The following is a 24,509-nucleotide window of genomic DNA, read 5'->3' on the forward strand; positions in this document are numbered from 1 at the left end:
TCTCAAAGAATAGCGTGAAAGAACATCATCCATGACTCTTTCAGGATCACTGAATATGAGTGAAAAATGGACTAAACTACGTACCAATAGATTGCAAGAAAATGTGCCCCTGCACCTAAAAGCACAAAAATATGCCAGATCGCATGGGTATATCTTACCTTTTTTAACGCGTAAAACAATGCTCCAACCGTATAAGCTAATCCGCCAATAATTAACAAAATCAACGCGTCTTTACTCAGATAGGTGCGCATATCATCCATAACAAATACAGCAAGCCACCCCATAAGAACATAAGCAAGTAGCGAAATTTTCTGAAAACGATGAATAAAAACTAACTTGAAAAGTGTACCAATTGCAGCAATGCTCCAGAGAGCAATAAGTAAAATATGAGCTTTTTGTGTAGGTATAGCAATGCTTAAGAACGGGGTATATGTTCCAGCAATTAAATAATAAATAGCAGTGTGGTCGAGTTTTTTATACCAGTAGCGTAGGTTTTGTGTTTGAGCAAAATGATAAAGTGTAGAACTGGTAAAAACTAGAATGAGACTAAATGAGTATACCCATAAGCCCACCCACTGAGCAGTTGGAAGATAAGATCCCTTTATAATTAAAAAGATAGAAGCTACAACTGCCATAACAACACCAGCACCATGACTATAGGCATTAAATAGTTCTTCTTTTGGATCGTAAGTTTCCAACACAGATTTACTCATAACTTTAATTTTTTTGATTAAAAATACAAATGTATAGAAATAAAAAACAGTCGTAAAGTTATTTTATTTTTAATCCTAGACCCTTTAAACTTCTATTTTATATGAGTCTTCATTTTTTAGGTATATCCGTGTCGGTTTTCTCCTTTGAGCAAGAACAGCAATTCTTTTATGAAATCAAGCAAATGCTTGACCAACAAGCTTTTGAGCGTTTGATCTTGAGCCAATATAAGGGAGAGTTGGCGCAACTGGAAAAAATCACTTTCCGCGTTGTAGAGCTACATGGACAAAAACAGCTTTCAGCTCTATACCATCATACGACCCAAGATGTGACTAAAAACTATTCATTTCAAGAAGGTTTGCAACAGATTGAGCAATTAATCATTCAGTGTAAGCAAGCAAACTTATTTTCGACTACTCAAGAAATTCAACTTAAAAAAAATAAGAAAAAAGCCATATTGAATATGGGGAAAAAGCAGGCGGTAAATGCGACACAAACGGTTCAGGCGCATGACCGTGAAAAGCAGCGCTATCTACAGCAGGGCAATGCATTTTTAAAAGAGCTGGGTATTACTGATGAAAAAGCTCAGGTCATTCCAAGCATGGCTCGTAAGTGGAAACAGATTAATAAATTTATCGAAATTTTTGCAAGTGCCTATGAACAAATTGATGCGTCTCCACAAGAGTTACGCATTGTCGATTTTGGATCAGGGAAAGGTTATTTAACTTTTGCATTGTATGATTATCTGCAACAACAACAGAAAACACCATTCATTACTGGTGTAGAGCTGCGCCGTAATTTGGTGGAGTTTTGCCAGAACGTTGCAGACAAAGTTCATTTCAATCATTTAGATTTTTTTGAAGGTGACGTTCGTAGTTATCAACCAGAAAAGTTGGATGTAATGATTGCCTTACATGCGTGTGATATTGCGACTGACTTTGCTATTCATACAGGAATTCGTTTAAACGCTTCGATGATTATGTGCGCGCCATGTTGTCACAAAGAGTTGCGCCCACAATTACATAGCCCAGAAGTTTTACAGCCAATGCTACAGTTTGGTATTCATGCTGGGCAACAAGCCGAGATGTTAACTGACACTTTACGTGCGTTACTTTTAAAAGCGTATGGTTATGAAACCAAAGTTTTTGAGTTTGTATCGCTTGAACACACCAGCAAAAATAAAATGATTTTGGCGACAAAACGCAAAAACGTTTCACAACCTGACGCCAAGATTATGTCTCAAATCCAAGCATTGAAAGAAATGTATGGTATTAAAAAACAAACGTTGGAATTGTTATTGCAAGATCAGTTGCCGATCGAAAATATCGGCTGTAAGTGCTAGGAAGGTGAATGGATGTATAAAATTGTAGAGGATGGTTGGGAACAGCTTGAGCAAGATGCGAAATACATCCGTGAACAAGTCTTTATTCAAGAGCAAGGAATTGCACCTGAAGATGAATGGGACGACTTGGATGCCACAGTTCTACATTTTATTGTCTATGACAAAGAGCAGCCTATCGCTACAGCACGTTTGTTGCTGCAGCATAGCGTAGGGCGTGTTGCTGTTTTAATGCCTTATCGAAAGCAGGGTATAGGTAAAATTTTAATGCAGCATATTATTGAATATGCGCGCCAACATAAATTGCCTTACTTAAAGCTTTCAGCACAATCCTATGTGACAGCTTTTTACGAAGCTTTAGGTTTTAAAGTGCAGGGGGAGGTTTATGAAGACTGTGGCATTCCACATATTGATATGGTTTTAGAGTTAAATTGAGACTTCTTTTTAGAAATCTCAATTTAGATTTATTTCATTGCATTCCAGCTTTCAATTGCCTGTAGTCCTGTTTCTAAACCAACTTCATAACTGTAGCGAAGCTTTTTCGGATTGGTAGTTAAACGGCCAGCCATATTCTTAAGAGGCGGTGGGCCAACTTCTAAAATTTGCTGGTCTGAGTTTTGACCACGAACAAACTCTACCGACGCGTTATAACGAGCACAACGGCTACGTAAGCTGTTTGCAAAACCATAATGATGTTTAAACGCATATTTTGCGAGGAATTGATCACCTCGACTACTTGCTTTGAAATAGTTTTTCGGACGAGTACGTAAAACTAACATTTTTTTGACGCCACTTTGCTGAGCTGTCCAGCGAACGGGTAAGGCATCTGCAACACCCCCATCAAAATAAGGTTCACCCATAATATCGACGGGATGACGCGTTAAAACTGGAATTGAGCTAGAAGCACGAAGCGCATTGAGTAAATTGTCTTTACCCGCACGAAGATATTCTGCATGACCTGTTTTGGCATGCGTCAACACCATATAAAAATCAGGATTTTTGGCAAAAAGACTCTGTTGATCAAGAGGATGCTCTTGCTCACCAATTTCCCACATCCATTTTAAATCAAGTAAATCGCCGCCCTTAAAAAAGCGCTTGTAATCGATAAATTCAGGACGCAGTGAATGATCAATATAAAATGTTAAAGTGCGGCCTTGCTGGCCTGCCAGATAGTTGGCGACATTAGTTGAACCAGACGATACACCAACATATAAATCGAATGGGTTGAACTGTTGTTGTAAAAACGCGTCAAGTACACCACTGGTAAAGGCACCACGCATGCCTCCACCTTCTACAACCAGTGCGTTGCGGGAAAAATCTGTCATTTGAAAAATATCTGATTACTGAGTTGATTGCTTATGTTCTTGCATATCCATTTCAGGCATGTTGTCACTATGTTGAGCGTGTTGCTCTGTAGAGTGTTCAGCCTTTTGCTGCATTTGCTCTTGTTGTGCTTTGCGCTGTGCACCTGGCATATAGTCAGGTTCATTACTCATTGCTAAATAAAAAAAGCCAAGGAAAATTGCACTTAAAACACCAACGATCAGAACAAATTTCCAGCCTAAAATTGCTGACTCGGAAGAATTTTTATCGGACATAAGAATTTCTCGAATGTGCTGTAGAAGCACAAAAATGAAGTCTATTTATAGCATATTTAGGCAGGGGGCAGGAATCTTAAAGGTCATAAAGAAAAACCCATATAAATAAAATATATTTATATGGGTAAGGTTTATGCAGTTTTTTAAATATTCAATAAGACTAAATTACTGAATATTTTGTTTCTGCTCAGCTTTGGTTTTTAGTAAAGCTGGTGGTGTAAAACGTTCACCATATTTGGCAGCCAATTCTTCTGCACGTTTTTGTGCTTTATCAGTACCATACTGATTTAGGAATTGAATTGCTCCTCCAGTCCAAGGTGCATAACCAATCCCAAAGATAGAACCGACATTGGCATCAATTACAGACTCCAATACGCCTTCTTCATAACAACGTAAAGTATCTAAGGCCTGTACAAACAGAATGCGATCAATCATATCTTGTTCAGAAATATCATGATCTTTTTTCCAGCGGTTTAAGCCTTCCCATAGATGCTTTTTACCATTTTCAGGGTATTCATAAAAACCAGCTCCAGCAGCTTTACCTTTACGGTTTAACTCATGAATCATGGTGTGAACCACTTCATCTACAGAAGTTTTAGGTAAATCTTTTCCTTCGGCTTGTAGAGCTTTGCGTGCTTCACTGGCAACATGTTCGGTTAATGTTAAAGATACTTCATCTTGAATAGCGAGGGGGCCAACTGGCATACCAGCTTTCAGTGCTGCCATTTCAATACGCGCTGGGTGGACACCTTCGGCAAGCAAGCGCATACCCTCTTGAATGAAAGTACCAAACACACGACTGGTAAAGAAACCACGGCTATCATTGACAACAATCGGTGTTTTTCCAATTTGTTGTACAAAGTCGTAAGCTTTGGCAAGTGTCTCTGCGGAGGTGTTTTTACCTTTAATAATCTCAACCAACTGCATTTTGTCGACAGGGCTAAAGAAATGCAGACCGATAAAAGCTTTATCATCCTTACTTGCCTGAGCTAAACCTGTAATTGGCAGGGTTGAGGTGTTTGATGCCATCACACCGTTAGGCGCTAGATATTGCTCGGCTTCTTGAGTGACTTTAGCTTTGAGTTCTTGATTTTCAAATACCGCTTCAATAATTAAATCACAACCTTGAAGATCTTGAGCGGAAGCTGTCGCCGTGATGAGAGATAAAATCTGATCACGTTTTTCTGCGGTCATGCGGCCTTGTGAAACACGTTTATCTAAGAGCTTTTGTGAGTAAGCTTTACCTTTCTCAGCATTTTCAACAGATACATCTTTAAGTACAACTGGAATGCCTTTAATGGCTGTTGAATAAGCAATACCTGCACCCATCATGCCTGCACCCAATACACCAACTTTAGTCGCTTGCCATTTTGGAACGTCGGCAGGACGACTAGCACCAGACTTAATTGCATTTAGACCATGCCAGAAAGTGCCGATCATATTTTTAGAAATTTGACCTGTTGTAAGCTGAGTAAAGTAGCGAGACTCAATACGTAAAGCAGTATCGACATCAACTTGTGCACCTTCAACTGCGGCAGCCATAATTGCTTCAGGGGCAGGGTAACAACCTTTGGTTTTGTCTTTTAACATGGCTGGTGCAATTGCAAGAACTTGTGCAACTGCTGGAGTTTTTGGATCGCCACCCGGAATTTTATAACCCTTCACATCAAATGGCTGCTGAGATTTTGGATTGGCCTTGATCCAAGCAATTGCTTTATCTAAAAGTTCTTGTTCATTTTCGGCAGTGTCATGAATTAAGCCTAAAGATTTTGCTTTATCAACACCGAACTGTTTGCCCTCCATTAAAAATGGGAACGCATTTTGAAGTCCGAGGAGACGTACCATACGCACAATACCGCCGCCACCCGGTAACAAACCTAAAGTAACTTCTGGTAGACCAAATTTGCTCTTCGGGTCATTGATTGCAATACGGTGATGGCAACTTAATGCAATTTCCCAACCACCGCCAAGTGCAGTGCCATTTAATGCTGCAATCACTGGAATCCCTAGTGTTTCAATTGTACGTAAATGACCTTTTAGCTTTTCAACCATATTGAAAAAGTCAGTTGCGTGTTCAGGCTGAACTTGGATTAGCTCATCTAAATCACCGCCTGCAAAGAAAGTTTTTTTAGCCGAGCGGAAAATAACACCTGAAAGTTCTGTTTCTGCTTTAAGTTTCTGAGTTGCTTCATCAAGCGAGTCACGAAACTCAGCATTCATAGTGTTCGCAGATTGACCAGTTGAATCAAGCGTTAAAATGACAATATTGTCGGCATTTTTTTCGTATTGAATTGCACTCATCTTTTATATCCCTAATTTTTATACGCGTTCAATAATGGTGGCAATACCCATCCCACCGCCAACACAGAGGGTCGCTAAACCGCGCTTTTTATCTTGTCGTTCAAGCTCATCAAGTAAAGTACCTAAAATCATGGCACCTGTTGCACCTAATGGATGACCTAAAGCAATCGCACCACCATTTACGTTGACTTTTTCAGTAGGGACATTGAGCTCATTAATAAAACGCATAACAACTGCTGCAAATGCCTCGTTGACTTCAAATAGGTCAATATCATCAATCGTGAGGCCAGCTTTTTCTAAAGCTTTACGTGCAGCAGGCGCAGGGCCAGTCAGCATAATGGTTGGGTCGGTACCAACTAATGCAGTCGCCAAAACTTTAGCGCGTGGTTTTAAGTTTTGTTCTTTTACCGCTTTTTCAGAAGCTAATAAAACTACAGCTGCTCCATCGACAATGCCTGATGAGTTACCTGCATGGTGAACATGATTGATTTTTTGTGCTTCTGGATATTTTTGTAAAGCGACTGCATCAAAGCCCATTTGGCCCATCATTTCAAAACTTGGGTTGAGCTTTGCTAGGCCTTCGAGTGTGGTATTGCCTTTAATAAATTCATCTTTCTCTAAAATCACCACACCTGCGTGATCTTTTACTGGTACGACTGAGTGATTGAAATAACCATTTGATTGAGCTGCTGCCGCTTTTTGTTGGGACTTTACAGCAAAATTATCAACATCTTCACGGCTATAGCCATCTAGGGTTGCAATGAGGTCAGCGCCGATACCTTGTGGAACAAATGATGACTTAAGATTTGTTTCTGGATCTAGAGCCCATGGTCCGCCATCGGAACCCATTGGAATGCGTGACATTGATTCAACGCCACCAGCAACTACTAAATCTTCCCAACCAGAGCGGACTTTCATGGCTGCCATGTTGACTGCTTCTAAACCTGATGCACAAAAGCGATTGATTTGCACCCCAGCAACATCATCATTCCAACCTGCTGCAATCGCTGCAGTTTTGGCAATATCACCACCTTGATCGCCAATTGGTGTTACACACCCCAAAACAATGTCATCGACTTTAGAGGTATCGAGTTGATGGCGTTGTTGTAATTCATTTAATAAGGTGGTCAATAATGTAATTGGTTTTACTTCGTAAAGAGAGCCATCTTTTTTTCCTTTTCCGCGTGGGGTGCGAATGGCATCAATAATATAAGCCTCGCTCATAACAGTTCCTTTTTTATTACTTAAACTTTGTTGTGTTTTGAGTGTACTGGTTTTAAAAGGCAACGCAATGACGATAAGCGCACCAGTCAGGTGATGATTTTTGCCAATAGAAATACAAAAAAGCCCAAGTTGAACTTGGGCTAAATGTGAAACTAAAGAGATTTGAGAATTAGTGATAACCATGTAGCTGGCGATATAGGCCAGGTGTTACACCCGTCCACTTTTTAAATGCGCGGTGGAAGGTACTGGTTTCACTAAAGCCAACTTGTTGAGCAACATCTTCAAGTGTTAACTCAGGGTTGAGTAACAAGTGAATTGCAGCATCTCGGCGTAAAGCATCTTTTACACCTTGGTAGCTTTTACCTTCGGCAGCCAAGCGGCGGCGTAAGGTTTGAGGAGATAAATATAACATTGATGCAACGTCATTAAGCGTTGGCATTTCTTCACCAATTTGGCTTTTGAGTACTTCACGAATACGAGAAGTTAGCGAGTTGGTGTTTTTGAATTTCACTAAAAGCTGAGCAGGAGCTGCTTTTAAGAATTCTTCTAGCGTTTTTTCATCTTGGCGGATTGGTAAATCAAGATAATCAGCTGCAAAGGTAATTTCAGTACGTGGTGCATCAAACTGCATGACTGGTGCAAAAAATAATGCATCATATTCATCGGCATGTGCAGGACGTGGATAGCTAAAATGAACGCGCTCTAATGGCAAACGACGTTCAATCAACCATGATGCTAGACCGTGCCAAATCATCAGCATACTTTCAGTAATGAAATGGTCTGGATCTAAAGTTTTCGGAATGAGGGGAACTAGACGTGCTTCATGTTTGTCACGCTCTAGAGTTACAGACCATTCATCGCCAAATAATTTGTAGAATTGAGATGACAGTTCAAGGGCTTGGCCCAATGTTTTTGCGTGAATAATCAACTGACACATAATGGCAAAAGTGCCCAGACGACGTGGTTGTACGTCAAATCCAACGTGTTCATCCTGTGTGACCATCCACAACATTTTTATAAAACGAGTGTATTGTTCTGGTGAGATTCGAGCTTTAGGTTGACGTAATAATTCCGCTTCAATACCCACATGTGAAAGGAGCATTTCAACATCCATGCCAAGGCGTTTTACGCCTGTCAAAGCCGCATTCACGAAGTGGATGCTAATCGTATCGCGACTCATATTGAATCCTTCAGTCTCTTTGATGTTCACTTTAAATTGACCTAAATGACCGTCTAAAAAAATAAATTGGCGATTTACAACAGAGTAAAAGCACTTTTTACATGTTAAATTGCCGAAATGATCAAGGTAAATGGCTGAACATGACATTGTTTTAGTATATTTGCTTAACTAATATAAAAGAAAATTCGAATAATAGTGGTTAAAAATACGATGACGACAGCATTAAATGGACTTAAAGTTCTCGATTTCTCGACGCTCTTACCTGGACCTTTTGCCACAATGTATTTGGCCGATATGGGAGCAGAAGTCATCCATATCGAATCTCCATCACGTCCTGATTTAATCCGAATCATGCCACCATATGCAAATGGTCAAGCAACAGCACATAGTTATTTAAACCGAAATAAACAGTCGATTGTTCTGGATTTAAAAGATAAAGCGAGTATTGATCTGATTAAAGCCAAAATTTCTGAGTTTGATATTGTCATAGAGCAGTTCCGACCTGATGTTATGCGTCGTCTCGGTTTAGACTACGCGACACTTGCCGAAATTAACCCACGTCTCATTTATTGTTCAATTACAGGTTATGGACAAACAGGGAGCTATAAAGACAGAGCTGGGCATGACATTAACTATTTAGCTTTAGCAGGTATTGCTGGATATAGCGGCCGACAAGACAGTGGTCCACCACCACTCGGTATTCAAGTTGCAGACATTGCAGGTGGTTCACTTCATGCTGTCATTGCAATTTTAGCTGCGGTTGTCGAACGTGGACGTAGTGGAATGGGACAATATATTGATATTTCCATGACCGATTGTGTTGCTAGCCTCAATAGTATGGCCGCATCCGCTACACTTGCGGCACAAGTTGAACAGGCTCCAGAGCATGGCATGCTCAATGGCGGTATTTTTTATGACTATTATATGACTCAAGATGGTCGTTATCTTTCAATAGGTAGTCTTGAGCCACAATTTATGTCTGGTTTATCAGTGGCGCTTGATTTGCCTTTATTATTACAAAAAGGTGCTTCCTTAGATGTCGAAGACCGACAGGAAGTTAAACAAGCTATTCAAGAGAAAATTAAAACGAAATCATTTAAAGAATGGCATGAAATTTTTGCAAATCTTGATGTGTGTGTAGAACCTGTTTTAAGCCTAACTGAGTCCTTGAACTCGCCTTTAGCACAAGAACGTGGATGGATTGTGGATGTACCTTTGCAAAATAATACAGTGGATACAGAACCACAATTGGCTTGTCCAATTAAGTTTTCAAGATCGAAAATGAGATATTCCTTTATAGGTCAAAAACTTGGTGAAGGGCAGTGGTAAAGAGCTGGGGCCATTTTTCATACAATGTGTATTAAGATTATTATTAGATTAATCAATCGATTAACATTTTGAATAATTTCTTTACATAAAATTAGCGTACCCTTTATAAACAAAGACATAAAAGGTATGTAAACATGAAAACACATAAATCCTTGATGGCTTCCTGTTTATCCGTTTTATCAATTACTCTTTTTATACAGCATGCACAAGCTGCTGCTGCATTCGACCCAAATAGTCCTTGGATGTTGGGTGATTGGAACGGTCAACGCACCGCGTTACAAGCACAAGGTTATGATTTTTCTTTTGGATATACCGGCGAATATGCCGGTATTTTAGATTCAAAAAATACGTCTACGCATGGTAGTGCTTATACGGGGCAACTTGCACTAGGAACTCATTTTGACCTAAATAAAATTTTAGGTTGGCAAGATACTGAAGCTCAAATCACATTAACATATCGTGATGGGCAGTCGCTTTCTGAACATTCACCAGCTTTAGCAGGGCACTTAAGCTCGGTGCAAGAAGTGTGGGGGCGTGAGCAAACTTGGCGTTTAACAGATTTATGGATCAAGAAGAAATTCCTTGACCAGAAGTTAGATGTGAAAGTTGGTCGTTTTGGTGAAGGTGAAGACTTTAATAGTTTTGACTGTGATTTCCAGAACTTGGCACTTTGTGGTTCGCAGGTCGGTAACTGGGTGGGCGATCAGTGGTATAACTGGCCAGTAAGCCAATGGGCAATGCGTGTTAAATATAACTTGCAGCCTGATTTATATACGCAAGTTGGTGTATATGAATACAACCCGGAAAATCTGGACCGAGGTAAAGGTTTTAACTTAAGTACTGATGGTTCTCACGGTGCAATTATTCCTGCCGAAGTAGTTTGGTCACCTAAATTAGGTGTTCAAAGTATGGCTGGTGAATACCGTTTAGGTTATTACTACAGCACTGCTGACGCCGAAGAAATTACGAATAAGGCTCAAACATCTCATAAACAAGGGGTGTGGGTAACTGCAAAACAAAAATTATTCCAGCCTGCTGATCAAACAGATCGCGGTTTGACAGGTTTTGTGAATCTGACTTTCCACGACTCTGATACCAACAAAATTGATAACATGCAAAATGTAGGCTTGGTCTATAAAGGTTTGCTCAATCAACGTCCTCAAGATGAGTTGGCACTCGGTGTGGCTCGTATCCATATCAATGATGATTGGAACGATGTTCAAACTAAAGAATATGACACTGAATACAATACCGAGCTTTACTACGGTATTCATGCCACTAACTGGTTAACTATTCGTCCAAATGTGCAATATGTTCGTCATGTTGGTGCATTAAAAAATGGTGATAACACTTGGGTTGGCGGTATTAAATTCTCAACTGCATTCTAAGCGTAATTACTCCGAAAAACGGATTGTCGAGGGCTAAATCATTGATTGAATTATCCTGACCTTCCGTTTTTTCTTGATGCCTGAATTTGTTTTAGATGTATTGGTGATGCCATTTTTCTATAAGGTTCTTGGCACATCTTTCCTATAAAAATGATGATTGATAAGAGGTGGTTTATGAATCAACCTACTTCAAGATCAGGTTTAACGACTTTTACCGTAATTATTATTGGGTTACTGGCGTTATTCCTGTTAATTGGAGGTATTTGGCTCGCTACACTAGGCGGTTCAATTTACTACATTATAGCTGGAGTATTACTCCTCATTGTTGCATGGCAACTCTACAAGCGTGCTTCTACTGCTTTGTGGTTTTATGCTGCATTAATGCTAGGAACTATTATCTGGAGTGTCTGGGAAGTTGGAACAGACTTTTGGGCGCTTGCACCACGTTTAGATATTTTAGGTATTCTTGGTTTATGGTTATTGGTTCCGGCTGTAACTCGTGGAATCAACAACCTTGGATCAAGTAAGATTGCCTTATCTTCAACTTTAGCAATTGCAATCGTGTTGATGGTTTATTCTATCTTCAATGATCCGCAAGAAATTAATGGTGAAATCAAAACACCTCAACCAGAAACAGCTCAAGCCGTGCCTGGTGTTGCTGAAAGTGATTGGCCAGCTTATGGTCGTACTCAAGCAGGTGTGCGTTATTCTCCATTGAAACAGATCAATGATCAAAACGTAAAAGACTTGAAAGTTGCCTGGACTTTACGTACTGGCGATCTTAAGACAGATAACGACTCTGGCGAAACGACCAATCAGGTTACACCGATTAAAATCGGTAACAACATGTTTATCTGTACAGCTCACCAGCAGTTAATTGCGATTGATCCTGCTACAGGTAAAGAAAAATGGCGTTTTGATCCGAAACTTAAAACGGATAAATCGTTCCAGCATTTAACTTGTCGTGGTGTGATGTACTACGATGCAAACAATACAACTGAGTTTGCAACGAGTCTTCAAAGCAAGAAATCTAGCTCTACACAATGTCCACGTAAGGTATTTGTACCAGTCAACGATGGCCGTTTAGTGGCTGTAAATGCTGACACTGGTAAAGCATGTACTGACTTTGGTCAAAATGGTCAAGTGAACTTACAAGAGTTCATGCCATATGCTTATCCAGGCGGTTATAACCCGACATCTCCTGGTATCGTGACTGGTTCAACTGTTGTGATTGCTGGTTCGGTAACAGATAACTACTCAAATAAAGAGCCATCTGGTGTGATTCGTGGATACGACGTTAACACTGGTAAACTTCTTTGGGTATTTGATACTGGCGCAGCAGATCCAAATGCAATGCCGGGCGAAGGAACTACTTTTGTTCATAACTCACCAAATGCGTGGGCACCTTTAGCATACGATGCCAAACTTGATATTGTTTATGTACCAACAGGTGTAGGTACACCAGATATCTGGGGGGGTGACCGTACCGAGCTGAAAGAGCGTTATGCAAACTCAATGTTAGCGATTAATGCTTCTACTGGTAAATTAGTGTGGAACTTCCAGACAACCCATCACGATTTATGGGATATGGACGTACCATCTCAACCATCTTTAGCTGATATCAAAAACAAAGCTGGCCAAACTGTTCCTGCAATCTATGTATTGACGAAAACAGGTAATGCCTTTGTGCTTGATCGCCGTAATGGTCAACCGATTGTTCCTGTAACTGAGAAACCAGTTCCACAAACAGTTAAACGTGGACCACAAACTAAAGGTGAGTTCTATTCAAAAACTCAGCCATTCTCTGACTTGAACTTGGCTCCACAAGATAAATTGACTGATAAAGACATGTGGGGTGCCACTATGCTTGATCAGCTCATGTGTCGTGTATCTTTCAAACGTCTAAATTACGATGGTATTTATACGCCACCATCTGAAAACGGTACTTTAGTTTTCCCTGGTAACTTAGGTGTATTTGAATGGGGCGGTATGTCAGTTAACCCTGATCGTCAGGTTGCTGTAATGAACCCGATTGGTCTGCCATTCGTCAGTCGTTTAATTCCTGCTGATCCAAACCGTGCACAAACTGCAAAAGGTGCAGGAACTGAGCAGGGCGTACAACCGATGTACGGCGTACCGTATGGTGTTGAAATTAGCGCATTCTTATCTCCGCTTGGTTTACCTTGTAAACAACCGGCTTGGGGCTATGTAGCTGGCGTTGATTTGAAAACTCATGAAGTGGTATGGAAAAAACGTATTGGTACAATCCGTGATAGCTTGCCGAACTTGTTCCAGTTACCAGCTGTGAAAATTGGTGTGCCTGGTTTAGGTGGTTCAATTTCTACTGCCGGTAATGTCATGTTTGTTGGTGCAACTCAAGATAACTACTTACGTGCGTTTAACGTTACTAACGGTAAGAAACTTTGGGAAGCGCGTTTACCAGCAGGTGGACAAGCAACACCAATGACTTATGAAATCAATGGTAAGCAATATGTTGTGATCATGGCTGGTGGTCATGGTTCATTTGGTACGAAAATGGGCGACTATTTAGTGGCTTATGCCTTACCAGATAACAAATAAAAAGCTTTTATAGAAAGGGCCTGGATTTATCCGGGCTTTTTTTATGTCGATTTATATTAAAGCTTATCAATAAAACCGTTATTAAATATGCAAAAAAAGCATTTTATTGATGAATAAAAGCTCGCTATGCTATCCGCCTTAATAATGAATCTACTAGCCATACGCCATGTATTTATATACCGATTTCGACCAGCAGCTTGTTAATGAGCGAGTTGCTCAGTTCCGTGATCAAACAGAACGCTATTTAGCTGGCAAACTTTCTGAAGATGAATATCGTCCATTACGTTTGCAAAATGGTTTATATGTGCAACGTTATGCGCCTATGCTGCGTATTGCTGTGCCGTATGGCTTAATGAATTCTAAACAATTACGTAAAGTCGCTGAAGTTTCAACTGCTTATGACCGTGGTTATGCACATGTATCTACACGTCAAAACATTCAGTTAAACTGGCCTGCACTTGAAGATGTGCCAGACATTTTGGCTGAACTTGCAACTGTACAAATGCATGCCATTCAAACCAGTGGTAACTGTATTCGTAACACGACAACTGACCAATATGCAGGTGTGGTTGCTGGTGAAATTGCAGACCCACGTCCAACATGTGAGTTGATTCGTCAGTGGAGTACATTCCACCCAGAATTTGCATTCTTGCCACGTAAGTTCAAAATTGCTGTTTCTGCACTTGAAGAAAAAGATCGTGCGGCAACTGCATTCCACGATATTGGTGTTTATATCGTGCGTAATGAAGCAGGTGAAATCGGCTATAAAATTATGGCTGGGGGGGGGTTAGGCCGTACCCCAATCATCGGTAGCGTGATTCGTGAGTTTTTACCACGTGAAGATTTAATTGCTTACTTAGAAGCGGTTTTACGTGTTTATAACTTGCATGGTCGTCGTGATAACAAATATAAAGCACGTATCAAAATTCTAGTTAAAGCATTAACTCCTGAAGTGTTTGCACAGAAAGTTGAAGCTGAATTCGAACATACACGTGAAGCATTGAAGATTCAGCCAGAAATCTTGAAAAAACTGGATGAAGAGTTCACTCCATTTGCTTACCAAGATTTGACAGATGAAGACTTCACAGCTTTATTTGCTGAACATCCAAAATTCAAACAGTGGTTCAATATCAACACGCATGCGCATAAAGTGAAGGGCTATCGTATTGTTACGATTTCTCTAAAACGCGCAGGTATTGCGCCAGGTGATATGACCACCGAAGAAATGAACTTTATTGCAGATCTTGCTGATAAATATACGTTTGGTGAACTTCGCACGACTCACGAACAAAACATTGCTTTGGCAGATGTACCTCAAAAAGATTTGTTCGATGTATGGCAAGCGCTTGAACAACAAAATATGGCACGCGCACATATCGGCTTTATTACCGATATCATTAGTTGCCCAGGCGGTGATTTCTGTTCACTTGCAAATGCGAAATCAATTCCAATTGCTGAAGCGATTACACGTCGTTTTGATGACTTAGACAAAGTTTATGATCTTGGTCATTTGGATCTAAATATTTCTGGTTGTATGAATGCTTGTGGTCACCACCATGTAGGTAACATCGGTATTTTAGGTGTAGATAAGAAAGGCGCTGAGTTCTATCAAATTACATTAGGTGGTAATTCAGACCATGATGCATCAATCGGTGACATCTTGGGTCCTTCATTTGCAGCAGATGCTGTGCCTGATGTTATTGAAGAAGTATTGAATACTTATCTTGATCTACGTACTGAAGGTGAGCGTTTTGTTGATACATATCGCCGTGTAGGAATTCAACCATTTAAGGAGCGTGCATATGCTTAATACAGCTCTACCAGTGCTTTATAAAGATGGCACGATTGCAGATAATACTTATCAAATCATTGCTGAAGATGGTGTTATTCCCCAAGGTGATGTTGTGGTCACAACAGCTCAACTCGATCAATTAGCTAACGTTCAAGGCAAAAAAGCTTTGTATGTGACCGTAAATGATTCACCTGAAGAGCACACATTTCCATTAAATGAACTTGATGCAATCTTCATTGAATTTGCAGGTTTTGGTGATGGTCGTGGTTATTCATTTGCTGCACTATTGCGCCGTCAAGGTTTCCAAGGCGAATTGCGTGCAACTGGTGATGTGTTTAAGGATGTCTTAAACTACTTGAAACGTTCAGGTTTTGATAGTTTTGTGATTAAAGAAGGTAAAGATGTGCAAGAAGCGGCAGCTGGTTTGCAAGACTTTACCAACCCATACCAAGCTTCAACAGCCGTACCACAAGCAAGTTATCAAACTGGTGCTTAAATAGTTTTTAAATATAAAGGCTGAACTCAGGTTCAGCTTTTTTTTATGAATAATTTTTAAATGACTCAACTGAAGAACAACAATGTTAGGTTTAATTTCAAAAATAAATTCTGGTGCTTGGTGGCTACTTTTTGCTATTGCGACAGATGTACTCTCAACATTTTATTCTGCTAAGGGGAATGGCTTAGTCAATAAAACAGCTCAGGGTATTGCTCTGGTCTTGTATATTATTTCTTTTGCATGCGCTGCTATTGCTTTGAAATATATGCAAGCTGGAATCTTATATGTGCTTTGGTCTGGGATAGGTGTATTAGCAACAGCTTTTTTGGCAAAGATTTTTCTTGGTCAGAATATCGATGTGGCAGGATGGGTGGGAATTGGTTTTATTACTGTAGGTTTAATGATTATTGCGCAATATTCCAATATCGATGTTTAAAGTCCTTATAGAAATAGTAAGTATCTCTATAAGGGCTAAATATTGAAAATATTAGGTATCAAGCTGGCAGTTAACCATCCACTTTATACCGAACTGATCGGTAAATGCGCCGTACAATGCACCCCAGAATGTTTTTTCTAAAGGCATTTCAATTTGACCATTAACAGATAACGCATCAAAAAGTTGTTTTGCTTTTTCTTGCTCATCTTTTTCAAGGTTGATCGAGATGTAGTGATTATTTCCTTGGGTAAAAACGCTGTTAGGGGCACAAAACTGATCATTTGTATCTGAGGCCATAAGCACAGTGTACTCATTAATCGGTAAAGAAACATGTAGAACCAGATTTTTGTCGGCTTCCGATAATGTCACACCTTCAGGCGCTGGCATATCACCATAACGGCTTAACATACCAAATTCACCACCAAATACTGACTTATAAAAGTTAAAGGCTTGTTCTGCTTGACCTTGGAAATTGAGATAGTGATTGAGTTGCATTGTTATTGTCCATTGTTGTTTTCGTTTAAAGGAATAAGTTAAAACTTAAAAGTGATTTTGTGGGTCATTTTTTGTAGTTTTTTCATAAAAAATCCCACCGAAGTGGGATTTTAAAATAATGAATTTGGATTAAATGAGTTCAATTGCAACTGCTGTTGCCTCACCACCACCAATACAGAGTGCAGCAATACCTTTTTTACCGCCAGTACGTTTCAGTGCATGAATAAGTGTAAGAATAATACGAGAGCCCGTAGAACCTACAGGGTGACCTAGTGCACAAGCACCACCATTGATATTTACTTTCTCTGCATCAAGTTTGAAATCATCAATTGGGCACATGGTAACCATAGCAAACGCTTCGTTAATTTCCCACAGGTCAACATCTTGCGCATTCCATCCCGCTTTTTTAAGCACTTTTTCGATAGCACCAACTGGAGCGATCGTAAATTCTGAAGGATGCTGAGAGTTTGACGCTGTTGCGATAATTTTTGCAAGCGGTTGCAAACCGCGCTGTGCTGCAACTTCACTTGAAGTTAATACTAATGCAGATGCACCATCCGAAATAGAACTTGCATTTGCGGCGGTAATCGTACCGTCTTTTGCAAAAGCTGGTTTGAGTGAAGGAATCTTGTCAATCTTGGCATTTAAAGGTTGTTCATCCTGATCAACAACGACATCACCTTTACGACTAGGTACAGTAACTGGAACGATTTCGTCTTTGAAATAACCTTCAGTAATTGCTGTTTGAGCACGTTTTAAAGAGCGAATCGCAAAGTCATCCATTTGTTCACGTGTATAGCCACGAGTATTGGCCATATCTTGAGCAAATGAACCCATTAAACGCCCAGTTTCAGCATCTTCAAGCCCATCAAAGAACATATGATCTTTAATTTCGCCATGGCCCATGCGATAGCCAGCTCGTGCTTTTGGTAAAACATAAGGTGCATTTGTCATAGACTCCATACCGCCAGCAACAACAACTTCAGCACTACCTGCTTTAATCATATCAGCGGCTTGCATAACAGCTTTCATGCCAGAACCACAAAGCTTGTTAATCGTTACTGCACCTGTAGAGTCTGGTAAGCCAGCTTTACGCATCGCTTGACGTGCTGGACCTTGCTTTAGGCCAGCAGGCAGTACACAACCCATAATGACTTCTTCGACATCAGTAGGCTGTAAACCTGCTCGTGCGATTGCTTCTTTAATCGTTACAGCACCTAATTCAGGCGCTGTAAGTCCTGATAGTGATCCTTGAAAACCACCCATGGCAGTACGAGCACCATTTACAATTACGATGTCAGTCATTGTTGTAATCTCCGATTGTTCTTAATCTCAAAATAAGAAATGTTTAAAACCTAGGCAGTATATTGCAAAAATCAAAGAGAGATATCTTCTGCATTAGACTGTAGAGTTCTAACAATTTTTAAGGTCTTCTAAACGGGTGTGTCCCATTTTGCTGAGAATTAATTTAAAGTTTTTAAGCTGGTTATAAGAACAGTAAGTAAAAGTGCCGTTAGATTCGCGTGGGAGTCCTGTGTCGCCCTGAAATACAATACTATTTAGTTTTTTTCCAAACTTTTGAAATTTTAAAGAACCGTAGCGATGAGCAAATTCAACATTGGTTAATACTTCTTCATTATTTTCTCTTTGTAGATTCTGATTCGTGTCTACAAAGCTTATAAGACTTGTATCCCAGTTACTATTACATGTAGACAAATCAACACTTGGGCAAAGTACGACACTCTTATGTCGTAGAATTGCGTCGTATTTGGCTTTTTGTATATGAATTGTGAGTAGTCGAGACGAATTTTTTAATTCTACAGAAGCCATAAATTGATGATATAAAGGAAGCGCTATAGTGGCCATAATCATAAGAATTGCGAGCGTTATAGCGAGTTCCAACAACGTGAAACCGGGAGATTTAAACATTAAAATTCCTTAATATATAAATAGGTATTTTGATTTTATGCTTTCTATCAATGATTTATAATGATTTTTATAGTGAGGAAACACAAAATTAAATAAAGGTTATCAGGATGCTAGAATACTGGTAAAATCACCGTAAGCGAAAGAAAGAAGTTGTTCATATTTGCTAGTTGAGTGAAAAATTACCGAATTACAACGGAAATTGTAAGTAATTTTGTCAATAATTTACTTGATTAAAATTATCAAGCACTTGGAAAGTCTATCAAGTGTTTGTATGATTCAAATGTGAATAGCTTAAAAATAATACTGGGGTGAAAATATCTCAGGGGCCAATAAATTTAGGCTGAGCTTGAACAACAATTGTTATCTCTGGAGGATATCCATGAAATTGAGTCGTATTGCACTTGCTATGCTTGTCGCTGCTCCATTAGCTGCTGCTAATGCTGGCGTAACTGTTACTCCATTATTGCTTGGTTACACTTTCCAAGACAGCCAACACAACAATGGTGGTGACAAAGGCGAGTTAACTAACGGACCTGAATTACAAGACGATTTATTCGTTGGTGCAGCTCTTGGTATTGAGTTAACACCATGGTTAGGTTTCGAAGCTGAATATAACCAAGTTAAAGGTGATGTAGATCCTAACTACGGTGAATACAAACAAAAACAAATCAATGGTAATTTCTATGTTACTTCTGATTTAATCACAAAAAACTATGACAGCAAAATTAAGCCATATGTATTGTTAGGTGCTGGTCACTACAAATATGAGTTTGATGATGCTCGTTTAGCATATCATGATGGCGAAGAAGGTACTTTAGGTAACGCAGGTGTAGGTGCTTTCTACCGCTTGAACGATGCTTTATCTCTTCGTACAGAAGCTCGTGGTACTTATAACTTTGACGAAAAATTCTGGAACTATACAGCTCTTGCTGGTTTGAACGTAGTTCTTGGTGGTCACTTGAAGCCTGCTGCTCCTGTAGTGGAAGTTGCTCCAGTTGAACCAACTCCAGTTGCTCCACAACCACAAGAGTTAACTGAAGATCTTAACATGGAACTTCGCGTGTTCTTTGATACTAACAAATCAAATATCAAAGACCAATACAAACCAGAAATCGCTAAAGTTGCTGAGAAGTTAACTGAATACCCTAACGCTACTGCACGTATCGAAGGTCACACAGATAACACTGGTCCACGTAAATTGAACGAACGTTTATCTTTAGCTCGTGCTAACTCTGTTAAATCAGCTCTTGTAAACGAATACAACGTTGATGCATCTCGTTTGTCTACTCAAGGCTTCGCTTGGGATCAACCGATTGCTGACAACAAAACTAAAGAAGGTCGTGCTATGAACCGTCGTGTATTCGCGACAATCACTGGTAGCCGTACTGTAGTTGTTCAACCTGGTCAACAAGCTCAATAATTTGAGTTTTTGAACAGTAAAAAAGCGACTCGTTAGAGTCGCTTTTTTTATTGCGATTTTTAAAATATTTAGTCATTTCTATGTCTCCTTAATAATAATTACTTTCGATCTTGGTTTAAATTATTTACCAAACACCTTTCTTCAATTGCTGTTTAGCGTCTTGTCTATCTCTACGATGTTGAGCACGAGGTTTCTCTGTTTCATGTATTCCACCTTTGTGAAGTAAAGGGGAAAGAGCCACTTGATTACGGACTTTGATTTTTGACATTTCTTTAATTTTCATGTTTTAACCTTTAATACATAAAACTTGTTTAAGTGTGTGAACGACTTCAATGAGGTCTGACTGATTCGCCATGACTTCATCAATGTCTTTATAGGCGCTTGGAATTTCATCGACAACGCCACTGTCTTTACGGCATTCAATACCTTGGGTTTGTTCAATAAGATCTTGCTGATTAAAAAGAACTTTTGCTTTACTTCTGCTCATCTTGCGACCAGCGCCATGAGAACAAGAACAAAATGATTCAGGATTTGCTTTGCCTTTAACGATATAAGATCGTGCTCCCATTGAACCTGGAATAATACCTAACTCATCTAAGCCTGCTCTAATTGCACCTTTTCGGGTAATCAATAGATTTTCGCCAAAATGTGTTTCACGGCTTACATAATTATGATGACAATTAATCGCTTCTTTTGTCATTTGAAAAGAAGGGAGAGGAGGGCGGATCGCTTCTAAAATTAATCGCATCATCTCTTTGCGGTTTTCAAAAGCATATTCTTGTGCCCACTCTACAGCTTCTACATAATCATCAAAACTTTTTGAGCCTTCAGCAAAATAACTTAAGTCTTTATCAGGAACATGGCCAAAGCGATGCTGAGCTTCTTTTTTGGCTAACTCAATAAAGTAAGTACCAATAACATTACCAAGCCCTCTGCTACCTGAATGTAGCATTACCCATACGTCTTGATTCTCATCAATACATAACTCTATAAAGTGATTACCACCACCCAAAGTCCCAAGTTGCTTTTGCCATGTTGCATCAAATTGTCGAAGCATTCGGACAAGACCAGGATGCTTTTTGATAATTGGTTCTAAGCATTTTTCAAGTGGAATAATGCTAGAAGCTTTCGCTTTGACTTGTTTATGCAAAGCAAAGCCAACAGGGACTTTACGTTCAATTGCATCACGCAAACGACTTAAGTTATCAGGTAATTGTGAAGCCTTTAAACTCAAGCGAATTGCATTCATCCCACATCCAATGTCAACTCCTACAGCAGCAGGAATAATGGCGTGTTTGGTTGGAATAACACTACCTACAGTAGCGCCTTTACCCACATGCACATCAGGCATAACTGCAATGTGAGAATAGATGAATTGCAGCTGAGCCATTTTTTTGAGTTGTTCTATACTTTCACTATCTATATCTTGAGTGAAAATTTTAACAGGGACACCATAGAGTGCCTCCTTGTTTAATATTTTTTGTATGCCCATAATTTTTTCTCTTATTTTTGTCCGAGCAGGCATAAAAAAACCTAGCGAATGCTAGGTTTTAAATTTAAGCATTCGGACAAGTGGTGTGAATTTGTACACTTGTCCGTGAGCTGACATCGTGCCAAATTATTTAATCTGTTTTACCTTGTACTAATGGCATGATGTCCTCCTTATTTAAAAGTGCCGTTGAAAATCTGAACGGCATTTTACGCTTTTTTAATCAAAGATCAAGTTTTTGATCTTTGATTAACTTTTAATTACCGATTCTTAGTCTTGCTCAGGTTTGACGTTCATTTGATCGTAAGAGATCAATTTGGTTTTATTTTTCCACTTATAGCCTAACCAAATGATCAAGAACAAAGGCAAGCTAATATAAGTTGAAAGTAAGCCTAACCAATCAATTTTTCCACCTAAAATGGCTTGATAGTTCTGCCCTAAAATGATGATTGAACAGAGAATAAAAGCAAACCAAGGGGCAAATGGGAAAAATTTGGCACGATATGCTAAATCTTCTAATTTATAGCCTTGAGCAATATAACCTTTACGGAAACGATAATGTGAAATCGCAATTCCTAACCAAACAATAAAACCGCACATACCCGACATATTGAGTAGCCAGTTAAATACTTGTTTTTCACCAATAAATGTCGTTAAAAAACAGAATGCAGCAATAAATGTCGTTGCGTATAGCGCGTTCATTGGAACGCCACGACCATCGAGTTTTGCAAACCACTTTGGTGCACGGCCTTCTTGAGCCATTTTAAACAACATACGAGTTGAGGAATACATGCCTGAATTACCTGCTGATAAAATAGCAGTAAGAATGACAGCATTCATTAAACTCGCAGCGAAAGCAAAACCTACTCTTTCATAAAGCAATGTAAATGGAGATAGTGCGATATCTTCAGTGGCTGCTGCTTGCAGTAAATTCGGGTCATCATAGGCAATCAAAGTGCCGATAATGAAAATACATAGGATATAAAATAATAAGATTCGCCAGAAAATCTGTTTGATTGCAAGTGGAATTGTCTTCTTTGGATCTTTTGATTCGCCAGCAGCAACTCCAACCATTTCAGTTCCTTGGAAAGAGAATCCAGCAATCATTGCTACTCCAATCATGGCTTGTAAACCGCCTACAAAAGGTGCCTCTTTGTAGGTCCAGTTTCCGAAAGTTGCAACACCTGGAGTTAGCATAATCTTGATGATCATGGCTAAGCCAATAATAATAAATGCAACAATTGCAATTACTTTAACCATCGAAAACCAGAATTCGCTTTCCCCAAATCCCTTTACTGTCATGGCATTGATCAGAAAGATAACAATAAGGAACAGGGCACTCCAATAGAACCCTGGAATATCAGGGAACCAGAACTTCATAATAAACTGAACCGCAACAAGTTCGAATGCAACCGTAATTGCCCAGTTATACCAATAGTTCCAGCCTAGAGCGAAACCAAAGCCTTCTTCGACATAACGACTGCCGTAAGTAAAAAAGGCACCGGATGTTGGTGTGTGAGTTGCAAGCTCACCTAAGCTGGTCATTAAGAAGTAAATCATAATGCCAATGAGTGAGTAGGCGAGTAGCGCTCCACCAGGGCCAGCGTTTGCAATGGTTGATCCAGAAGCAAGGAAGAGGCCTGTACCAATGGAACCACCAATGGCGATCATATTCAGATGACGAGCCCCAAGCTTACGCTGGAGTTTTTCAGGAGCATGTGTTTCGCTCATGGAGATTCCTTACATAGTTTGTTATGCACAGGCATATAACACCTTAAAGCCTTGATGATCAGTTTTAATCTGGCACTGACCAAAGTGCTTCTCAATTAAGATCGGATAGTTTAAAAAACGGTTTGCTACAATCCATAGCTCACCTGATGCCTTTAAATGTTTTTTAGCGTTTTGGCAGAGTCCTTCACTTGCATCATAGTTGGTATGAATACCTTGATGGAAAGGGGGATTACTGACAATGGCATCGAGTTCTGTTGGAGCGTCTGCAATTCCTGTAACAGGCTGCAATCTCAACTGGTCTGAACCTATTCCATTTCGACTAAAAGTCATTTCCGTTGACCGTAAAGCGAAAGCATCAATATCTAGGGCATGAATAATATTACTTGAATTTATTTTTGCCAAATAGCAACTGATAATTCCAGCACCACACCCGAAGTCGGCAATTCTACCTGATTTCACCTGATTAAGATAAGGGAGTAAAACAGCAGTTCCGACATCTAGATGATTTTGGCTAAACACACCGGGAAGGGCACAAATCGTAAGTTCTTGTTCATTAACATGAACAGTGTAAGTTTTAAGCCAACTTTCGAGAGGTTTAATTTGTTCTGTTTTTTCAATCTTTAAGTGCCATAGCTGACAGTGGCGTGCACTATCGAGTTTAAGTACTTTGCCGAAGCTTTGTAGTTGTTTGGCAGCGCGTTCAACACCACCTTTTTTTTCACCTACTAAAAAAACAGACTGAGCAGTTTTAAGATTGCTCATTACTACATGCAGTATGTAATTTAATAGTTCTTTAGATTTGGGAACAAAAATGACGGCTTGATCGAATTCTTGTAATGGAAACTCAACTGAGAAATGCGCATTTGTTCCACTATTTATAAAGCTTTGATAGTCAGTATGGTTCCATGTCCAGACTGACGCATCAATATCAGTTGGTAGTTGACTAACTAAGGCATCATTCGGTGCATTAATGAACAAGATTCTACCTTTTAAATAGTCTTGCTGTCTTAATATCACTTCACTTCTAGGATCCATGTACATCTCTCATGAAGAAGAATGCCCAGTGGAAAC

At 39.6% G+C, this 24,509-nt stretch carries 22 protein-coding genes; 9 read left to right on the plus strand and 13 right to left on the minus strand.

Annotated elements, in window-relative coordinates; genetic code table 11:
• Window positions 1-71 precede the first annotated feature (71 nt).
• The gene (trhA, locus tag J655_RS16395; protein WP_017482175.1) at window positions 72-713 is read right to left on the minus strand and encodes a PAQR family membrane homeostasis protein TrhA; all 642 of its coding nucleotides are present in this window, start codon (window positions 711-713) and stop codon (window positions 72-74) included.
• Window positions 714-841: 128 nt separating this feature from the next.
• Here trhA and J655_RS16400 point away from each other — a divergent pair, with 128 nt between their 5' ends.
• Window positions 842-2,053, plus strand: coding sequence for a class I SAM-dependent methyltransferase (locus J655_RS16400; protein WP_032006048.1), 1,212 nt, complete (start codon window positions 842-844; stop codon window positions 2,051-2,053).
• Between the two features lie 12 nt (window positions 2,054-2,065).
• Window positions 2,066-2,485: a GNAT family N-acetyltransferase gene (locus J655_RS16405; protein WP_032052664.1), complete on the plus strand. Its 420-nt coding sequence runs from the start codon at window positions 2,066-2,068 to the stop codon at window positions 2,483-2,485.
• Between the two features lie 29 nt (window positions 2,486-2,514).
• Here J655_RS16405 and J655_RS16410 read toward each other — a convergent pair whose 3' ends face one another.
• The 5 genes from J655_RS16410 to J655_RS16430 all read right to left on the minus strand — a co-directional run bounded on the left by J655_RS16410 (window position 2,515) and on the right by J655_RS16430 (window position 8,353).
• Complete coding sequence (locus tag J655_RS16410; protein WP_016802595.1) at window positions 2,515-3,375, minus strand: patatin-like phospholipase family protein; 861 nt, start codon at window positions 3,373-3,375, stop codon at window positions 2,515-2,517.
• Window positions 3,376-3,390: 15 nt separating this feature from the next.
• Window positions 3,391-3,648, minus strand: coding sequence for a hypothetical protein (locus J655_RS16415; protein WP_001280981.1), 258 nt, complete (start codon window positions 3,646-3,648; stop codon window positions 3,391-3,393).
• 165 nt (window positions 3,649-3,813) lie between these two features.
• The gene (locus tag J655_RS16420) at window positions 3,814-5,949 is read right to left on the minus strand and encodes a 3-hydroxyacyl-CoA dehydrogenase NAD-binding domain-containing protein (protein ID WP_032052665.1); all 2,136 of its coding nucleotides are present in this window, start codon (window positions 5,947-5,949) and stop codon (window positions 3,814-3,816) included.
• Between the two features lie 18 nt (window positions 5,950-5,967).
• Entirely contained in the window at window positions 5,968-7,173 is a 1,206-nt protein-coding gene (locus tag J655_RS16425) for an acetyl-CoA C-acetyltransferase (protein WP_025468516.1), read from the minus strand.
• A gap of 169 nt (window positions 7,174-7,342) precedes the next feature.
• Window positions 7,343-8,353, minus strand: a complete 1,011-nt coding sequence (locus tag J655_RS16430) for an AraC family transcriptional regulator (RefSeq protein WP_002116561.1) — start codon at window positions 8,351-8,353, stop codon at window positions 7,343-7,345.
• A gap of 210 nt (window positions 8,354-8,563) precedes the next feature.
• Between J655_RS16430 and J655_RS16435 the strand changes: the two genes are divergently transcribed.
• The 6 genes from J655_RS16435 (at window position 8,564) to J655_RS16460 (ending at window position 16,374) form a co-directional block, all read left to right on the plus strand.
• A complete protein-coding gene (locus tag J655_RS16435) occupies window positions 8,564-9,682 on the plus strand; it encodes a CaiB/BaiF CoA transferase family protein (RefSeq protein ID WP_032006043.1) in 1,119 nt (372 codons plus the stop codon).
• A gap of 155 nt (window positions 9,683-9,837) precedes the next feature.
• Window positions 9,838-11,070 (plus strand): carbohydrate porin, encoded by a 1,233-nt coding sequence (locus J655_RS16440; protein ID WP_080947650.1) that lies wholly within the window; start codon window positions 9,838-9,840, stop codon window positions 11,068-11,070.
• A 174-nt stretch (window positions 11,071-11,244) separates the two neighbouring features.
• A complete protein-coding gene (locus J655_RS16445; RefSeq protein ID WP_032006039.1) occupies window positions 11,245-13,650 on the plus strand; it encodes a glucose/quinate/shikimate family membrane-bound PQQ-dependent dehydrogenase in 2,406 nt (801 codons plus the stop codon).
• Window positions 13,651-13,816: 166 nt separating this feature from the next.
• Window positions 13,817-15,460 (plus strand): nitrite/sulfite reductase, encoded by a 1,644-nt coding sequence (locus J655_RS16450; protein WP_032006037.1) that lies wholly within the window; start codon window positions 13,817-13,819, stop codon window positions 15,458-15,460.
• Window positions 15,453-15,938: a DUF934 domain-containing protein gene (locus J655_RS16455; RefSeq protein ID WP_017400273.1), complete on the plus strand. Its 486-nt coding sequence runs from the start codon at window positions 15,453-15,455 to the stop codon at window positions 15,936-15,938. Before J655_RS16450 ends, J655_RS16455 begins: the two co-directional genes overlap by 8 nt.
• A gap of 82 nt (window positions 15,939-16,020) precedes the next feature.
• Window positions 16,021-16,374, plus strand: a complete 354-nt coding sequence (locus tag J655_RS16460) for a DMT family transporter (RefSeq protein WP_032042223.1) — start codon at window positions 16,021-16,023, stop codon at window positions 16,372-16,374.
• Between the two features lie 51 nt (window positions 16,375-16,425).
• On the opposite strand, the gene J655_RS16465 is transcribed toward J655_RS16460, so the two are convergent.
• The 3 genes from J655_RS16465 to J655_RS16475 form a co-directional block, all read right to left on the minus strand.
• Window positions 16,426-16,869, minus strand: a complete 444-nt coding sequence (locus J655_RS16465) for a VOC family protein (protein WP_005072758.1) — start codon at window positions 16,867-16,869, stop codon at window positions 16,426-16,428.
• A gap of 129 nt (window positions 16,870-16,998) precedes the next feature.
• A complete protein-coding gene (locus J655_RS16470; protein WP_014207591.1) occupies window positions 16,999-18,174 on the minus strand; it encodes a thiolase family protein in 1,176 nt (391 codons plus the stop codon).
• A gap of 108 nt (window positions 18,175-18,282) precedes the next feature.
• Window positions 18,283-18,798, minus strand: a complete 516-nt coding sequence (locus J655_RS16475) for a GspH/FimT family pseudopilin (protein WP_017400271.1) — start codon at window positions 18,796-18,798, stop codon at window positions 18,283-18,285.
• Window positions 18,799-19,177: 379 nt separating this feature from the next.
• Here J655_RS16475 and omp38 point away from each other — a divergent pair, with 379 nt between their 5' ends.
• Window positions 19,178-20,218: an outer membrane protein Omp38 gene (gene omp38 / locus J655_RS16480; protein WP_002116311.1), complete on the plus strand. Its 1,041-nt coding sequence runs from the start codon at window positions 19,178-19,180 to the stop codon at window positions 20,216-20,218.
• A gap of 124 nt (window positions 20,219-20,342) precedes the next feature.
• Here omp38 and J655_RS25325 read toward each other — a convergent pair whose 3' ends face one another.
• From J655_RS25325 to J655_RS16500, 4 genes are all read right to left on the minus strand, one after another.
• Window positions 20,343-20,501 (minus strand): hypothetical protein, encoded by a 159-nt coding sequence (locus tag J655_RS25325; protein ID WP_002116121.1) that lies wholly within the window; start codon window positions 20,499-20,501, stop codon window positions 20,343-20,345.
• A 3-nt stretch (window positions 20,502-20,504) separates the two neighbouring features.
• On the minus strand, window positions 20,505-21,710 hold the full coding sequence (locus tag J655_RS16490) for an RtcB family protein (RefSeq protein ID WP_005064298.1): 1,206 nt from the start codon (window positions 21,708-21,710) through the stop codon (window positions 20,505-20,507).
• A gap of 267 nt (window positions 21,711-21,977) precedes the next feature.
• Window positions 21,978-23,438: an amino acid permease gene (locus tag J655_RS16495; protein WP_014207587.1), complete on the minus strand. Its 1,461-nt coding sequence runs from the start codon at window positions 23,436-23,438 to the stop codon at window positions 21,978-21,980.
• Window positions 23,439-23,459: 21 nt separating this feature from the next.
• Window positions 23,460-24,473, minus strand: coding sequence for a methyltransferase (locus J655_RS16500; RefSeq protein WP_032006030.1), 1,014 nt, complete (start codon window positions 24,471-24,473; stop codon window positions 23,460-23,462).
• Between the last annotated feature and the right edge of the window lie 36 nt (window positions 24,474-24,509).

The sequence above is a fragment of the Acinetobacter sp. 1294243 genome (assembly GCF_000588015.1).
In the GTDB taxonomy this organism is placed as follows: Bacteria; Pseudomonadota; Gammaproteobacteria; order Pseudomonadales; family Moraxellaceae; genus Acinetobacter; species Acinetobacter pittii.

Coding starts and splice junctions, on each gene's coding strand:
- J655_RS16475 (WP_017400271.1), bottom strand. CDS start 18,798: ATGTTTAAATCTCCCGGTTTCACGTTGTTGGAACTCGCTATAACGCTC.
- trhA (WP_017482175.1), bottom strand. CDS start 713: ATGAGTAAATCTGTGTTGGAAACTTACGATCCAAAAGAAGAACTATTT.
- J655_RS16435 (WP_032006043.1), top strand. CDS start 8,564: ATGACGACAGCATTAAATGGACTTAAAGTTCTCGATTTCTCGACGCTC.
- J655_RS16490 (WP_005064298.1), bottom strand. CDS start 21,710: ATGGGCATACAAAAAATATTAAACAAGGAGGCACTCTATGGTGTCCCT.
- J655_RS16440 (WP_080947650.1), top strand. CDS start 9,838: ATGGCTTCCTGTTTATCCGTTTTATCAATTACTCTTTTTATACAGCAT.
- J655_RS16460 (WP_032042223.1), top strand. CDS start 16,021: ATGTTAGGTTTAATTTCAAAAATAAATTCTGGTGCTTGGTGGCTACTT.
- J655_RS16405 (WP_032052664.1), top strand. CDS start 2,066: ATGTATAAAATTGTAGAGGATGGTTGGGAACAGCTTGAGCAAGATGCG.
- J655_RS16415 (WP_001280981.1), bottom strand. CDS start 3,648: ATGTCCGATAAAAATTCTTCCGAGTCAGCAATTTTAGGCTGGAAATTT.
- J655_RS16410 (WP_016802595.1), bottom strand. CDS start 3,375: ATGACAGATTTTTCCCGCAACGCACTGGTTGTAGAAGGTGGAGGCATG.
- J655_RS16420 (WP_032052665.1), bottom strand. CDS start 5,949: ATGAGTGCAATTCAATACGAAAAAAATGCCGACAATATTGTCATTTTA.
- J655_RS16425 (WP_025468516.1), bottom strand. CDS start 7,173: ATGAGCGAGGCTTATATTATTGATGCCATTCGCACCCCACGCGGAAAA.
- J655_RS16470 (WP_014207591.1), bottom strand. CDS start 18,174: ATGACTGACATCGTAATTGTAAATGGTGCTCGTACTGCCATGGGTGGT.
- J655_RS16450 (WP_032006037.1), top strand. CDS start 13,817: ATGTATTTATATACCGATTTCGACCAGCAGCTTGTTAATGAGCGAGTT.
- J655_RS16445 (WP_032006039.1), top strand. CDS start 11,245: ATGAATCAACCTACTTCAAGATCAGGTTTAACGACTTTTACCGTAATT.
- J655_RS16465 (WP_005072758.1), bottom strand. CDS start 16,869: ATGCAACTCAATCACTATCTCAATTTCCAAGGTCAAGCAGAACAAGCC.
- J655_RS16495 (WP_014207587.1), bottom strand. CDS start 23,438: ATGAGCGAAACACATGCTCCTGAAAAACTCCAGCGTAAGCTTGGGGCT.
- omp38 (WP_002116311.1), top strand. CDS start 19,178: ATGAAATTGAGTCGTATTGCACTTGCTATGCTTGTCGCTGCTCCATTA.
- J655_RS25325 (WP_002116121.1), bottom strand. CDS start 20,501: ATGAAAATTAAAGAAATGTCAAAAATCAAAGTCCGTAATCAAGTGGCT.
- J655_RS16430 (WP_002116561.1), bottom strand. CDS start 8,353: ATGAGTCGCGATACGATTAGCATCCACTTCGTGAATGCGGCTTTGACA.
- J655_RS16455 (WP_017400273.1), top strand. CDS start 15,453: ATGCTTAATACAGCTCTACCAGTGCTTTATAAAGATGGCACGATTGCA.
- J655_RS16500 (WP_032006030.1), bottom strand. CDS start 24,473: ATGGATCCTAGAAGTGAAGTGATATTAAGACAGCAAGACTATTTAAAA.